Below are 13,855 nucleotides of genomic sequence, written 5' to 3'. Positions count from 1 at the left end.
GCCCAGGCATAACGAGGAAGGGATATGACGGACACTGCAAAATCGACGCCGAGTACGATTGAAATCGTTAAGCGCGACAATGCCTACAAGGGCTTCTACCAACTCGATCGCGTGCAACTGCGCCACGAGAAATTCGATGGCGGCATGAGTCGGGTGATCAACCGCGAAGTCTTCGTCCGTCACGACGCCGTGTGTGTATTGCCCTACGATCCGCAGCGCGACGAGGTGGTCTTGATCGAGCAGTTTCGCGTAGGCGCCATGGGCCGCGCGAGCAACCCGTGGCTGGTGGAGATGGTCGCCGGCTTGATCGATAAGGATGAGCAACCGGAGGAGGTTGCCCACCGTGAAGCCGAGGAGGAAGCTGGGCTGACCTTCTCCGCGTTGTGGCCGATCACCAAGTATTTCCCGTCGCCCGGCGGCAGCACCGAATTCGTCCACTTGTACCTGGGCCGTTGCGACAGCACGGGCGCAGGCGGCGTTCACGGCCTGGAAGAAGAAGCAGAAGACATCCGCGTCACCACCTGGGCCTTCGAAGACGCCCTGCAAGCGGTGCGCGACGGCAGAATTTCCAACGCAGCCAGCATTATCGCCCTGCAATGGCTAGCGCTTAACCGCGCGGAAGTGAGGGGGTTATGGCAGTAAAGGCACGGGAACGTTATCGGGTCGACCTGATCGGGCTGCAAGCGGCCTGCGAGGCCAACTATGCGCGGCTGATGCGCTTGCTCCCCGACATGCGCCACGCCCCCGAGGCGCGGCGCATCGGCGTGACCCATGGCGACCAGATGCTCGGCGTACTGGCCCTGGAAGTCATCGTCAATTGCCCGTACACCACCACCCTGCGCGTGCGCCAGGAACACAGCCTGCCATGGTTGCCGGTACCGCAACTGGAAGTGCAGGTGTACCACGATGCACGCATGGCCGAAGTGATCAGCGCCGAACATGCGCGCCGCTTTCGCAGCATCTATCCTTACCCGAATGTGTTCATGCATCAGCCCGATGAAAAAGCCCAGCTCAATGTGTTCCTCGGTGAATGGCTGAGCCATTGCCTGGCACTGGGGCACGAGTTCGAAGTCGTGCGGTAGATGTGAACTGCGTCTGCTTCCTTAGGTTTCCTCTTTGTGTCCTGCCCAGCATAATCGCGCCAACCGTCCATTTCTGTGATTGCCTTGGGAGAGCGCCTTGCCGAGCGTATCCACCGTGAGCCCCGACGCTTCGGCGTTGCTGGTGCAACTGTCCGACAGCCACCTGTTTGCCGAGGGCGACGCCACGTTGCTGGGCATGAATACCCGCGAGAGCCTGCAACGGGTGGTCGAATTAGTGTGCGAGCAACAGCCGTCTATCGACCTGATGTTGGCCACGGGGGATCTGTCCCAGGACGGTACGCTTGAGTCGTATCAGCAGTTTCGCGCTATGACCGCGGCCATCGACGCTCCCGCGCGCTGGATCCCCGGTAATCACGACGAACCGCTCCTCATGGCCCAAGCCGCCGAGCACAGTGATTTGCTGGAACCGGTGGTCGATATCGGCCACTGGCGCATTACCCTGCTGGACTCCGCCGTACCTGGCTCCGTGCCGGGTTATCTGGAGGACCAGCAGCTGCAATTGCTCGCTCAATCCTTGAGCGAGGCGCCGGATCGTCATCACCTGGTGTGCTTCCACCACCATCCGGTGTCGTTCGGCTGCGCATGGATGGAGCCCATCGGCTTGCGCAACCCCGAGGCCCTGTTTGCCGTGCTGGACCGCTTTCCCCAGGTAAAGGCCGTGCTCTGGGGCCACGTGCACCAGGAGATCGACCGCGAGCGCAATGGCGTGCGCCTGCTGGCGTCGCCGTCCACCTGCATCCAGTTCGCGCCGGGCAGCGAGGATTTCAAGGTCAGCGAGCAGGCACCGGGCTATCGCTGGTTGCGTTTGCATGCCGATGGGAGTTTGGAGACCGGGGTGGAGCGGCTCAAAGATTTCGCCTTTACCGTCGATTACGGCAGCAACGGCTATTAAAGACCGCAAACACTCCTCATAACGGTGGGAGATAGCTTGCGCCCAGTTGGATCATCGGCTGCTCACGCCACCTCGATCCCTGTAAACTGCGCCTTTTTCGCGTAAGCATGGAGAGCCCGGCATGTCGGCTTCGATCCTGTATATCCACGGCTTCAACAGCGCGCCGGCGTCCAACAAGGCCAGCCAGTTGATGGGTGTCATGGACGCTCTGGGCCTGGCCGATCAGTTGCGCGTGCCGGCCCTGCATCACCATCCACGTCAGGCAATTCCTCAATTGGAACAAGCCATTGCCCAGTTGGGGCGGCCGCTGCTGGTCGGCAGCTCCCTCGGCGGCTACTATGCAACCCATCTTGCCGAGCGCCATGGCCTAAAGGCGCTGCTGGTCAACCCGGCGGTCAGCCCCCATCGGATGTTCGACGGTTACCTGGGCACCCAGAAGAACCTCTACACCGATGAAACCTGGGAACTGACCCAGGACCATGTGACGGCGCTGGCCGAGCTGGAAGTGCCGGCTCCCCAGGATGCCGCGCGTTATCAAGTGTGGTTGCAGACCGGCGATGAAACACTGGATTATCGCCTCGCCCAGCAGTATTACCGGGCCTGTGCCTTACGCATCCAGGCCGGTGGCGATCATGGTTACCAGGGGTTTGCCCGGCAACTGCCGGCGCTGCTCAGTTTTGCCGGCATTGGCGCAGATCAGTATCAATCCTTCGATTTCTCGGCACTGTAATTGCCTTGCAAACCGCAGGTTACTTTTTAATCGAACGACTCACGATGAGACCCCATGGCCACTCCCAGCGCTAGCTCTTATAACGCCGACGCCATCGAAGTCCTCTCGGGCCTCGACCCGGTGCGCAAACGCCCCGGCATGTACACCGACACCAGTCGGCCGAACCACCTTGCCCAGGAAGTCATCGACAACAGCGTCGACGAAGCCTTGGCCGGGCACGCCAAATCGGTGCACGTCATTCTTCATGCAGACCATTCCCTGGAAGTGTCCGACGATGGTCGCGGCATGCCCGTGGACATCCACCCAGAAGAAGGCGTGCCGGGCGTCGAGCTGATCCTTACCAAGCTGCACGCCGGCGGCAAGTTCTCCAACAAGAACTACCAGTTTTCCGGCGGTTTGCACGGTGTGGGTATTTCCGTGGTCAACGCCTTGTCCACTCTGGTGCGGGTCAAGGTCAAGCGCGATGGCAACGAGTACCAGATGACCTTCGCCGATGGCTACAAAGCCACCGACCTGGAAGTGATCGGCACTGTCGGCAAGCGCAACACCGGCACCAGCGTGTACTTCGCGCCGGACCCGAAATACTTCGATTCGCCGAAATTCTCCATCAGCCGCCTCAAGCACGTGCTCAAGGCCAAGGCCGTGTTGTGCCCGGGGCTGCTGGTCACCTTTGAAGACAAAGGCACCGGCGAGAAGGTCGAGTGGCATTACGAAGACGGCCTGCGTTCCTATTTGGAAGACTCGGTCAGCGACTTCGAACGCCTGCCCAACGAGCCGTTCTGCGGCAGCCTGGCGGGTAACAAGGAAGCCGTCGACTGGGCTCTGCTGTGGTTGCCCGAGGGCGGCGACAGCGTGCAGGAAAGCTACGTCAACCTGATCCCGACCGCCCAGGGCGGTACTCACGTCAACGGTCTGCGTCAGGGCTTGCTGGATGCCATGCGCGAATTCTGCGAATACCGCAGCCTGCTGCCGCGCGGCGTGAAGCTGGCGCCGGAAGACGTGTGGGAGCGCATCGCGTTCGTGCTCTCGATGAAGATGCAGGAGCCGCAGTTCTCCGGGCAGACCAAGGAGCGCCTGTCGTCCCGTGAAGCGGCGGCGTTTGTCTCCGGGGTGGTCAAGGATGCCTTCAGCCTTTGGCTCAACGAGCATCCGGAACTGGGCCTGGCCCTGGCCGAGCTGGCGATCAACAACGCCGGGCGTCGCCTCAAGGCCAGCAAGAAAGTCGAGCGCAAGCGCATCACCCAGGGCCCAGCGCTGCCGGGCAAACTGGCCGATTGCGCCGGGCAGGATCCGATGCGCTCGGAACTGTTCCTGGTCGAAGGTGATTCCGCCGGCGGCTCCGCCAAACAAGCGCGGGACAAGGAATACCAGGCGATCCTGCCGTTGCGCGGCAAGATCCTTAACACCTGGGAAGTCGACGGCAGCGAAGTCCTGGCCAGCCAAGAAGTGCACAACATTGCCGTGGCGATCGGTGTCGACCCCGGAGCGGCCGACATGAGCCAGTTGCGCTACGGCAAGATCTGCATTCTCGCCGACGCCGACTCCGACGGCCTGCACATCGCCACCTTGCTCTGCGCGCTGTTCGTGCAGCACTTCCGCCCGCTGGTGGATGCCGGCCACGTCTACGTCGCCATGCCGCCGTTGTACCGGATCGACCTGGGCAAGGAGATCTTCTACGCCCTGGACGAAGCCGAGCGCGATGGCATCCTCGACCGTCTGGTAGCCGAAAAGAAACGCGGCAAGCCCCAGGTCACCCGATTCAAGGGCCTGGGCGAGATGAACCCGCCGCAACTGCGTGAAACCACCATGGACCCGAACACCCGGCGCCTGGTGCAGTTGACCCTGGACGATTTCGCCGCCACCAGTGAAATGATGGACATGCTGCTGGCGAAGAAGCGCGCCGGGGACCGCAAATCCTGGCTGGAATCCAAGGGCAACCTGGCCGAGGTTCTGGGCTGATGCGCACAGGCTTCGCCCTGGCGATCCTGATGTTGAGCGGGCTGGCAGCGACCACCGTCGCCGCCGCGCCCGTGGCGGAACTCAAACTGGTGTCCGAACACCCGGTGGACGGCATGCGCGGCGGCAACCTGTCGGGGCTGGCGCAGTGCGGTAACGAACTGTTTACGGTGTCCGATCGTGATGACGATCAGATCTATCGCCTGGATACCAGTGCGCCCACTTGGCAGGCCGAAGCGGTAAAGATCGAGGTGCCGCCGGTGCCGGACTCCGGCTTGCCCTGGGGGCTGCGCTCGCGTACCAAGGCCGCTTCGTTCATTCGCGGCGGTGACTTGGACTTTGAAGGCATCAGCTGTGATGGCATGGGTAATCAGTACATTGTCAGCGAAGCCCATGCCGCGGTGCTGAAGGTGCCAGTGAGCGGCGCGCCGCAATGGCTGAAAATCGCCCCGAGCATGGTGCGAGAGGCCCGCGCCAGCGGCATGTTGCTGCACTTCAATGCGTTATTTGAAGGATTGGCGATCAACCCGGAAGGCAACCAGCTCTGGCTGGCGGCCGAGCGCGAGCGGCGCGGGCTGATCTCCATCAAGCGTGCGCAAAGCCTCTGGGATTGCGATGGCCCGTGCGTTCTGCTGAGCGAGGCCGGCCAGGAAGTGCAGCCGGCCAAGTTCACCGATGCCAAGGCGGTGTCCAAGGATTTTTCCGACCTGGCGCTGTACAACGGCAAATTGTTTACCCTGGAGCGTAATGCGTTCCAGATTTGCCGGCGCGATGCGGTCACGGCCAAGGTCGAGCTGTGCTGGTCGTTCGCCGACGAAACCCTGACCCCCGAACGCCGCTACGCCCAGCCCTATGGCTTGGCCGAGGCGCTGGTCATTGACGACAGCGGGGCCTGGCTGGGCATCGACAATAATTTCGGCCCCCGGGCCGATGGTGAAAAACGCCCCATGGTCTATCGTTTCGCCGCCCCGGCCGGCGGCTGGAGCGCCCAGCCATGAATCGGCCCCTTTTTGAATCGAATCAGCGCAGCGGCCGTTCCGCTGCGCCTTACCCACTATTGATGAGGCCCGCATGAGTGACATCCTCGCAGACAGCTTAGATGGCGTAGAACGCCGGTCGCTGGCTGACTTCACCGAAAATGCCTACCTCAACTACTCCATGTACGTGATCATGGACCGTGCCTTGCCGCATATCGGCGACGGCCTGAAGCCTGTGCAACGGCGCATCATCTACGCCATGAGTGAGTTGGGCCTGGATGCCGACTCCAAGCACAAGAAGTCCGCGCGTACCGTCGGTGACGTGCTCGGCAAATTCCACCCCCACGGCGACTCGGCTTGCTACGAAGCCATGGTGCTGATGGCGCAGCCGTTCAGCTATCGCTACACACTGGTAGACGGCCAGGGTAACTGGGGTGCGCCGGACGATCCCAAGTCCTTTGCCGCCATGCGTTACACCGAAGCCCGCCTGTCGCGTTACTCCGAAGTGCTGCTCAGCGAGCTGGGCCAGGGCACGGCGGATTGGGGGCCGAACTTCGACGGCACCCTCGACGAACCCTTGGTATTACCGGCACGTTTGCCGAATATCCTGCTCAATGGCACCACCGGTATTGCGGTGGGCATGGCCACTGACGTGCCTCCGCACAACCTGCGCGAAGTGGCCACCGCCTGCGTGCGCCTGCTGGATGAGCCGAAGGCCACCGTGGAGCAGCTCTGCGAGCATATCCAGGGGCCGGACTACCCGACCGAAGCGGAAATCATCACGCCGCGCGCCGATCTGCTGAAAATGTACGAAACCGGCAAGGGCTCGGTGCGTATGCGCGCCGTGTACCACGTCGAGGATGGCGACATTATCGTCACCGCGCTGCCGCACCAGGTGTCCGGCGCCAAGGTGCTGGAGCAGATCGCCGCGCTGATGCAGGCCAAACCGTCGAAACTGCCGCAGGTCGCCGACTTGCGTGACGAGTCCGACCATGAAAACCCGTGCCGCATCGTGATTATCCCGACCAATAGCCGGGTCGATCATGAAGTGCTGATGCAGCACTTGTTTGCCAGCACCGATCTGGAGTCCAGCTACCGGGTCAACGTCAACATCATTGGTCTGGACGGCAAGCCGCAGTTGAAGAACCTGCGCAACCTGCTGGTGGAGTGGCTGGAGTTCCGGATACAAACCGTTCGGCGCCGCCTGCAGTTCCGTCTGGACAAGGTCGAGCGCCGTCTGCATCTGTTGGACGGTTTGTTGATCGCTTACCTCAACCTGGATGAAGTGATTCATATCATCCGCACCGCCGAGCATCCGAAGGCCGAACTGATCGCCCGTTTCGAGCTGAGCGAGATTCAGGCGGACTACATCCTCGACACCCGCCTGCGGCAGCTGGCGCGTCTGGAAGAGATGAAGTTGCGTGATGAGCAGGATGCCTTGCTCAAGGAACAAGCCAAACTGCAAGCCCTGCTGGGTAGCGAAGCCAAGCTGAAAAAGCTGGTGCGTAGCGAACTGATCAAAGACGCCGAAACTTACGGCGATGACCGCCGCTCGCCCATCGTCGAGCGCGCCGAAGCGAAAGCTCTGACAGAAACCGAGCTACTGCCCAACGAGAAAATTACCGTCGTTCTGTCGGAAAAGGGTTGGGTTCGCTCCGCCAAAGGGCATGATATTGACGCCACTGGCCTGTCGTACAAGGCCGGTGACGGGTTCAAGACCGCAGCCGCTGGGCGTTCCAACCAGTTTGCGGTGTTTATCGACTCCACCGGGCGCAGTTACTCGGTGCCGGCCCATACCTTGCCGTCGGCACGGGGGCAGGGCGAGCCGCTGACCGGGCGTCTGACACCGCCACCGGGGGCAAATTTCGAGTGTGTGCTGCTACCGGACGATGACGCGCTGTACGTGATTGCGTCCGATGCGGGATATGGCTTCGTGGTCAAGGGGGAAGACCTGCAAGCCAAGAACAAGGCGGGCAAGGCGCTGTTGAGTCTGCCCAACAACGCCAAAGTGATCCTGCCGCGGCCGGTGCACGACCGTGAGAACAACTGGCTGGCGTCGGTCACTACCGAAGGGCGTCTGCTGGTGTTCAAGATCAGCGACCTGCCGCAATTGGGCAAAGGCAAAGGCAACAAGATTATTGGAATCCCCGGGGAGCGGGTGGCCAGTCGCGAAGAGTACGTGACCGACATCGCCGTGATTCCGGAGGGCGCCACCCTGGTGCTCCAGGCGGGTAAGCGCACTTTGTCGCTGCGCCCTGACGACCTTGAGCACTACAAGGGCGAGCGTGGCCGCCGGGGTAATAAATTGCCTCGTGGCTTCCAGCGGGTGGATGCTTTGTTGGTTGAAACGCCCGTTTAAGGCGTTTTAGAGCCCTCGATCTACGATTTAACCCGTAGATCGACGCTTTGGCGCTGGAGTCATGGCGCATATTCACGGATGATATGGCCTCTTCAGCGCCGGCGTGGCCGAGCGTGTACAGGTTATTTTTTAGTATTACATTGTGGTTCGCCTTGTGGCAGCCACCTGGATGGGATGATGACTGCTCCACGCCTTCCTTTTATTTTTATGCTCGCTGGCCTTTTGGGGCTGGCGGGTTGCAGCACACATCAACCGGTGTCGCTGTACCAGCTGGACAGCGGAAGTCCGGCTCAGCCAGCTCAAACCGCCGGCATGGCGGTGTTGCTGGGGCCGGTAATCGTCGCCGACTACCTGCAACGCGAGACCCTGCTGCAACGTCAGAACGACGGCAGCCTGCAAGGTTCCACCGATGGTCGTTGGGCGGGCAGTTTATCGTCCGACATCAACCAGCTGATGCTGCGCCAGGTGGCCGGTCAGTTGGACAGCCAACGTGTGGTCCTGGCCCCCGCGCCTGTCGGCTTTACGCCGGACGTGCAGGTGCTGTTGACCATCACCCGATTGGACTCGGGTGCTTCGCAACCGGCAATTCTCGATGCGCAGTGGCGCTTGATCGATCGCCGTGGCCAGGTGCGTGACAACCGTATCGTGCACTTGCAGGAACAGCACACCGGCACCACCGCGTCCCAGGTCCAGGCCCAGGGCGTGCTGTTGCAGCATTTGGCGCAGCAACTGTCGGTGGCGCTCAAGCCATTGGCCAACCAGCCACCGATTGCCGCCGAGGCCCCGCGCAAACAAGCGCCGGCCCAGGCCAAGCCGGTTGCTCCGGAAAAGCCCAAGATGCCGATGGCCACGCCGATTCGTACCGATATGGAAGTGTTCCGGTTTTGATCTGAATGCCACGCAAACAAAAGGCCCGCTGATTCAGCGGGCCTTTTGTTTGCGTGCGATTTACTTGAAGTTTTTAGGGATCCAAATGTGGGAGAGGGCTTGCCCCCGATAGCAGTGGGTCAGTCAGCCCAGCTGTCACTGACACATCGCCATCAGGGGCAAGCCCCTCCCACACTGATTTTGCGGTTTGCTTCAAGGCTTGGTACGGGTCTCGTGCATCCGCGCTAACTGACGCTCCAGCATCGACGGATACGGTTCCATCAAACGTTCCACACAGCTTGCGCCTTCGGGGCTGGCAATCGGGCGGATACGGGCGCGCTGGCGAATCAGCGGGTCTTCGCTGATCTTGCGCTCCACCAGCAGCAGGTTGCGGCTGTGTTGGGACAAGGCCAGCGCGTCCTGGGCGATTTCGGTGAGCAGCAGGTCGATCTGGCTCATGCCGAACAGATCGTCGCCCACTGTCAGGCCCAGTTGCAGTTGCAGGGTGATGCCACTGTCCGCCACTTCGATCTGCAGGGCATGGCCCAAGGCGCGCAGCAGCTCGCCGCAGCAGATGGCGTTGGTCAGGTAGTCTTCACCGCTGTCTTCGCTGTGGAACAGCATCAAGGTGCTGCCATCGTTGAGGGTGTGCAGTTCGCTCTGGTACAGCGAAGCGGCCTGGTCGAGGCAGTCGCGGTAGCGCTCCAGCAATTCCGTCAGGCGTGCGCGGGGCAAGCGACGCAGTTGGTCCTGGGCGCCGAGTTGTACGGCCAGTACCGCGCTGTGCTGAGGCTCGGCGTTTTTCGCCGGCACCGCTTTGGGCGCGACGGCCGGGCTGCTGGCCGCGGTATCGCGCAGATCAGCGAACGGGTCTTCGTCGTCCAACTCATCCTCTTCGGCGATAAGTGCCCTGCGTGTCGCCGGCTTGAGGCCCGCCACCGGCGGCTTTTCGTCGAAGCCCGGATCGCGCAGGTCGCGCACCTCGAACTCGGGTTCGTCGTCGTAATCGGTGTCGTCGAATTCGGGTTCCGGTTCAACTTCGCGAACCACCGGCTCCGGGGCGAAGCTGGCGTGGAGTTGGCGGGCAAGGTCGCCGATTTCATCCTGGCGGTCGGTGGCCGGGGTGTGTTCGTCGATATCCCGCAGCCAGATGCGCAGTTGCATCAGCGGTGTCGAGATATGCCGACCCAGGCGCAGGCTCAAGGCCAGGGCCAGGGCCAGCAGAATCGCGCTCAGGATGCCCATGCTTTGCAGGCTGATGGTCATCGGCTGCTGGAATTGCTGCATATCCAGGCTGATGCGCAACTGGCCGGCCTTCACGTCCTGAAAGGTGATATTGCTTTGATACAGGCCTTCGGCCTCACCCAACAAGCCGTTCTTCGGGCGCTGGCCGGCTTCGGCCATGATCCGGTTGTCGACGCTGTAGATGGCGGCGTGAGCCACCAGCGGGTTCTTGGTGAGGTTATTGAGCAGCACGTTGAGACTGAGGATGTCGTTGGACACCAGCAGCTCGGTCGCCGAGGTGGCGGTCTGGGTGGTCAAGCTTTCGCCCAGGGCGTCGGCTTGCTCGTGCATGGCCTGTTTGAACTGCAAACCCATTACGCAGGCGTAGATCACCAGGGCCAGGGCGACCAGGATCACGTTATGGCTGGCGATGCGTAATGCGATCGGTACACGGCGGTGGCGCAGTGCCCGGAAGATCAGCAGGAAGAAGTTGTCGGTTTTTACTGGCGTGGGCCGGTTCACTTGAGCTCGGCTCTTGGTCCGTGAAGTTGACGCGCAGTATAGCGACAGGCCCATGACCGGCAAAGCGCTGGCTGTGCCCGATGGTCACTGAAAGTGGGTAGAATGCGGTTTTTTTCCAGCCTGGGGGTGCGCCTTGCGCGAAATTGTCCTGATTAACATCACTGGGGAAGACCGCCCGGGTCTTACCGCTGCCATTACCGGTGTGCTGGCCCAGGGTGGTGTGAACATTCTCGACATCGGCCAGGCCGTGATCCACGACACCCTGTCGTTCGGCATCCTGGTGGAAATTCCCAGCAACGAGCAGTCATCGTCCGTGCTCAAGGACATCCTGTTTACCGCGTACAAGCTGGATCAACAGGTGCGTTTCACTCCGGTATCCGAAGCGGACTACCAGCATTGGGTGGCCGGCCAAGGCAAGAAACGCCATATCGTCACATTGTTGACTCGCAAGGTCACCGCAGAACAACTGCAGCGCGTCAGCTCCATCACCGCGCAGTACGGCTTGAATATCGACCACATCGACCGTCTGTCGGGGCGCATGCCATTGGACACGCCGGCCGACCAGGGCAAAGGCTGCATCGAGTTTTCCGTGCGTGGCGAGCCGGCTGACCCGCAGGCCCTGCGCGCGGAATTCCTCAGCGTCGCCCAGGAGTTGAATGTCGATATCGCCTTCCAGGAAGATTCGCTGTTCCGCCGCAACCGCCGCCTGGCGGTGTTCGATATGGACTCCACCTTGATCGAAGCCGAAGTCATCGACGAACTGGCCAAGGCTGCCGGTGTGGGCGATCAAGTCAGCGCCATCACTGAGCGTGCCATGGCCGGCGAGCTGGACTTCCGCGCCAGCTTCAAGGAGCGCTTGGCACTGCTCAAAGGCCTGGATGTGAGCGTGCTGGATTCCATTGGCGCTTCCCTGCGCCTGACCGAAGGCGCCGAAACCCTGTTCGCCGAACTCAAGCGCCTGGGTTACAAAACCGCGATCTTGTCCGGCGGCTTTACCTACTTCGCCAAGCAATTACAGGCCAAACTGGGCATCGATTACGTATTCGCCAATGAGTTGGAAGTGGTCGACGGCAAAGTGACCGGCGTGGCGGTCGAGCCGATTGTCGACGCGCAACGCAAGGCCGACCTGCTCAAGGAGCTGGCGCACAAGGAAGGGTTGCGTCTGGAGCAGACCATCGCGGTAGGCGACGGTGCCAACGATTTGCCGATGCTGGCGATTGCCGGGTTGGGCGTAGCGTTCCGGGCCAAGCCGCTGGTCAAACAGTCGGCCAAGCAGGCCATTTCGACCCTGGGGTTGGACGGTGTGCTGTATCTGTTGGGCTTTCGCGACCGCGATGGCCAGCTCTGACTGACTCAATACGGTCAGAAAATGTGGGAGGGGGCTTGCCCCCGATAGCAGTAGATCAGTCACTTTGATGTTGACTGACACTCAGCTATCGGGGGCAAGCCCCCTCTCACATTGGGTCTCTGCAAATATTGGATCAGGCTTTCGGCAGGCCGATCCCTTGACCCATCTGCACCGGCGAACCGGCCAGCAGCGCTTCTGACCACTGCACTTGATCCGGCCCGAACAGCACGATCGCGGTGGAACCCAACTTGAAACGTCCCAGCTCCGCACCTTTTTCCAGGTGGATCGGCGCGCGGGCGGCTTCGTCATAGCGGAAGGTTTTCAGCTCGCGCTTGGGTGGCGTAACCAGGCCGGCCCACACGGTTTCAATCGACGCCACGATCATTGCGCCCACCAGCACCACAGCCATCGGGCCGCGTTCGGTGTCGAACAGGCAGACCACCCGCTCGTTGCGCGCAAACAGCTCCGGCACGTTTTCGGCGGTGGTCTGGTTGACCGAGAAAATCCGCCCAGGCACATAGACCATCTCGCGCAGCGTGCCGGCCAGCGGCATGTGCACGCGGTGATAGTCCTTCGGCGACAGGTAAATAGTGGCGAAATCGCCGCCCATGAAAGGCGCCGCCATGGCTGCATCGCCGCCCAGTAATTCCAATACGCTGAAGCTATGGCCTTTGGCCTGGAACACACGGCCATGCTCGATCGGGCCCAGTTGGCTGACTGCGCCGTCGGCGGGGCTCAGCACGGCGCCGGGGGTGGGGTCGAGTGGGCGCGCGCCGTCTTTCAAGGCACGGGTGAAGAACGCGTTGAAGTGCTCATAAGCGGTCACGTCCTCCACCAGTGCCTGGGACATATCCACTTGATAGCGCTTGGCGAACCATGTGGTGAAGGCATTTTTGAACCAGCGCACGCGGCACTCGGCCACGCAACCGGCCAGACGCGACAGTAAGTGGTGCGGCAGCAAGTACTGGCTGAGGATAAACAACTGCTTTTTCATAACTGTCCTTAAACCTTAAGTCTTTTCAACGGGCGTGTCGGGGTGATTACCCCATTCGCCCCAGGAACCGGCATAACCTTTGACTCGCGGATAACCGAGCGCCTTGGCCACCAGGTAGGTGAAGCCAGAGCGATGGTGAGTCTGGCAATGGGTGATGATTTCTTTGTCGGGCGTCAGGCCCAGGTTTTCAAGAATCTGTGGCATGTCGCGGCGGATGCGCAGGTTGCGCGCCTTATCCATGCCTTCAGTCCATTCGAAGTTGACCGCACCGGGGATATGCCCGCCCTTGGCCGCGAGCACCTTCTCGCCGGAATACTCCAGCGGGCCGCGCGCGTCCCAGATGCCCAGGTCGGCAGCGCCAAGACGGCTTTGCAGGTATTCGCGGGTGGCGGTGGGGCCATCGTGCAACGTGACGCTGACCGGGCCGCCGGCCGACGGGGGGACGTCGGTGGAGACGGGCTGGCCGTCTGCCAACCATGCCAGCAGGCCGCCGTCGAGATAGTGGTATTTCTGATGGCCGATCACGTCGAGCAACCAGATAAAACGCCCGGCCCAGCCGCCGCCTTCGTCGTCGTAGACCACGTAGGTCGCATCCGGCGTGTGGCCGAGTTCGCCAAACAGCTTTTCCAGGTCGGCCTTGTTCGGCAGCAGGCCCGGAGCCGGCGGTTGGCCCAGTTGGGTGCGTTTGGGGTCAACGAAGTGCGCGCCGGGGATATGCCCTTCGGCGTAGCGGGCGGCGCTGGTGAGGTCCACCACAATCAGGTGTTCGGCACCCAGGCGACTTTGCAGGTCGGCGGATTCGATCACCAGCGGCAAGCCAGAGAAGTCAGGCATGTGAGGTCTCCTGGGCATAAAAGTTGGCGATAAAGGATGGCGATTGTAG

General features: G+C 61.7%; 12 protein-coding genes. 9 read left to right on the top strand and 3 right to left on the bottom strand.

The window, feature by feature from the left end; genetic code table 11:
* Positions 1-24 precede the first annotated feature (24 nt).
* The 8 genes from QRN41_RS12290 (at position 25) to QRN41_RS12255 (ending at position 8,905) form a co-directional block, all read left to right on the top strand.
* Positions 25-642, top strand: a complete 618-nt coding sequence (locus tag QRN41_RS12290; protein ID WP_034136640.1) for an NUDIX domain-containing protein — start codon at positions 25-27, stop codon at positions 640-642.
* Positions 633-1,082: a DUF1249 domain-containing protein gene (locus QRN41_RS12285; protein WP_003171323.1), complete on the top strand. Its 450-nt coding sequence runs from the start codon at positions 633-635 to the stop codon at positions 1,080-1,082. Before QRN41_RS12290 ends, QRN41_RS12285 begins: the two co-directional genes overlap by 10 nt.
* A 97-nt stretch (positions 1,083-1,179) precedes the next feature.
* Positions 1,180-1,995 carry a 3',5'-cyclic-AMP phosphodiesterase gene (gene cpdA, locus QRN41_RS12280; protein ID WP_167416790.1) on the top strand — a complete coding sequence of 272 codons (816 nt, stop codon included), beginning with the start codon at positions 1,180-1,182 and terminating at the stop codon, positions 1,993-1,995.
* Between the two features lie 121 nt (positions 1,996-2,116).
* Positions 2,117-2,725, top strand: a complete 609-nt coding sequence (locus QRN41_RS12275; RefSeq protein WP_040265862.1) for a YqiA/YcfP family alpha/beta fold hydrolase — start codon at positions 2,117-2,119, stop codon at positions 2,723-2,725.
* A gap of 54 nt (positions 2,726-2,779) precedes the next feature.
* On the top strand, positions 2,780-4,684 hold the full coding sequence (gene parE, locus QRN41_RS12270; RefSeq protein ID WP_034095584.1) for a DNA topoisomerase IV subunit B: 1,905 nt from the start codon (positions 2,780-2,782) through the stop codon (positions 4,682-4,684).
* Positions 4,684-5,679, top strand: coding sequence for an esterase-like activity of phytase family protein (locus QRN41_RS12265; RefSeq protein ID WP_285421620.1), 996 nt, complete (start codon positions 4,684-4,686; stop codon positions 5,677-5,679). Before parE ends, QRN41_RS12265 begins: the two co-directional genes overlap by 1 nt.
* A 73-nt stretch (positions 5,680-5,752) precedes the next feature.
* On the top strand, positions 5,753-8,017 hold the full coding sequence (parC, locus tag QRN41_RS12260) for a DNA topoisomerase IV subunit A (protein ID WP_034095586.1): 2,265 nt from the start codon (positions 5,753-5,755) through the stop codon (positions 8,015-8,017).
* A gap of 177 nt (positions 8,018-8,194) precedes the next feature.
* The gene (locus QRN41_RS12255) at positions 8,195-8,905 is read left to right on the top strand and encodes a PqiC family protein (RefSeq protein ID WP_285421619.1); all 711 of its coding nucleotides are present in this window, start codon (positions 8,195-8,197) and stop codon (positions 8,903-8,905) included.
* 192 nt (positions 8,906-9,097) lie between these two features.
* Here QRN41_RS12255 and QRN41_RS12250 read toward each other — a convergent pair whose 3' ends face one another.
* A complete protein-coding gene (locus QRN41_RS12250) occupies positions 9,098-10,630 on the bottom strand; it encodes an AhpA/YtjB family protein (RefSeq protein ID WP_034111508.1) in 1,533 nt (510 codons plus the stop codon).
* Positions 10,631-10,763: 133 nt separating this feature from the next.
* Here QRN41_RS12250 and serB point away from each other — a divergent pair, with 133 nt between their 5' ends.
* Positions 10,764-11,978: a phosphoserine phosphatase SerB gene (serB, locus tag QRN41_RS12245; protein ID WP_034095589.1), complete on the top strand. Its 1,215-nt coding sequence runs from the start codon at positions 10,764-10,766 to the stop codon at positions 11,976-11,978.
* Between the two features lie 133 nt (positions 11,979-12,111).
* On the opposite strand, the gene asd is transcribed toward serB, so the two are convergent.
* Together asd and QRN41_RS12235 are read right to left on the bottom strand one after the other, a co-directional pair.
* Positions 12,112-12,972 carry an archaetidylserine decarboxylase gene (gene asd, locus QRN41_RS12240; protein WP_034095590.1) on the bottom strand — a complete coding sequence of 287 codons (861 nt, stop codon included), beginning with the start codon at positions 12,970-12,972 and terminating at the stop codon, positions 12,112-12,114.
* A gap of 15 nt (positions 12,973-12,987) precedes the next feature.
* Positions 12,988-13,806: a rhodanese-like domain-containing protein gene (locus QRN41_RS12235; protein ID WP_040265873.1), complete on the bottom strand. Its 819-nt coding sequence runs from the start codon at positions 13,804-13,806 to the stop codon at positions 12,988-12,990.
* Between the last annotated feature and the right edge of the window lie 49 nt (positions 13,807-13,855).

The sequence above is a fragment of the Pseudomonas sp. efr-133-TYG-23 genome (assembly GCF_030209215.1).
Taxonomy (GTDB): Bacteria; Pseudomonadota; Gammaproteobacteria; order Pseudomonadales; family Pseudomonadaceae; genus Aquipseudomonas; species Aquipseudomonas rhodesiae.
Note: the sequence above shows the minus strand (reverse complement) of the source record. Positions and strands in the feature narration are given on the sequence as shown.

Excerpts from the sequence above, each read along its gene's own strand:
- asd (WP_034095590.1), bottom strand. The coding sequence starts at position 12,972 with ATGAAAAAGCAGTTGTTTATCCTCAGCCAGTACTTGCTGCCGCACCAC.
- parC (WP_034095586.1), top strand. The coding sequence starts at position 5,753 with ATGAGTGACATCCTCGCAGACAGCTTAGATGGCGTAGAACGCCGGTCG.
- QRN41_RS12235 (WP_040265873.1), bottom strand. The coding sequence starts at position 13,806 with ATGCCTGACTTCTCTGGCTTGCCGCTGGTGATCGAATCCGCCGACCTG.
- QRN41_RS12275 (WP_040265862.1), top strand. The coding sequence starts at position 2,117 with ATGTCGGCTTCGATCCTGTATATCCACGGCTTCAACAGCGCGCCGGCG.
- QRN41_RS12255 (WP_285421619.1), top strand. The coding sequence starts at position 8,195 with ATGACTGCTCCACGCCTTCCTTTTATTTTTATGCTCGCTGGCCTTTTG.
- QRN41_RS12265 (WP_285421620.1), top strand. The coding sequence starts at position 4,684 with ATGCGCACAGGCTTCGCCCTGGCGATCCTGATGTTGAGCGGGCTGGCA.
- parE (WP_034095584.1), top strand. The coding sequence starts at position 2,780 with ATGGCCACTCCCAGCGCTAGCTCTTATAACGCCGACGCCATCGAAGTC.
- QRN41_RS12290 (WP_034136640.1), top strand. The coding sequence starts at position 25 with ATGACGGACACTGCAAAATCGACGCCGAGTACGATTGAAATCGTTAAG.
- QRN41_RS12285 (WP_003171323.1), top strand. The coding sequence starts at position 633 with ATGGCAGTAAAGGCACGGGAACGTTATCGGGTCGACCTGATCGGGCTG.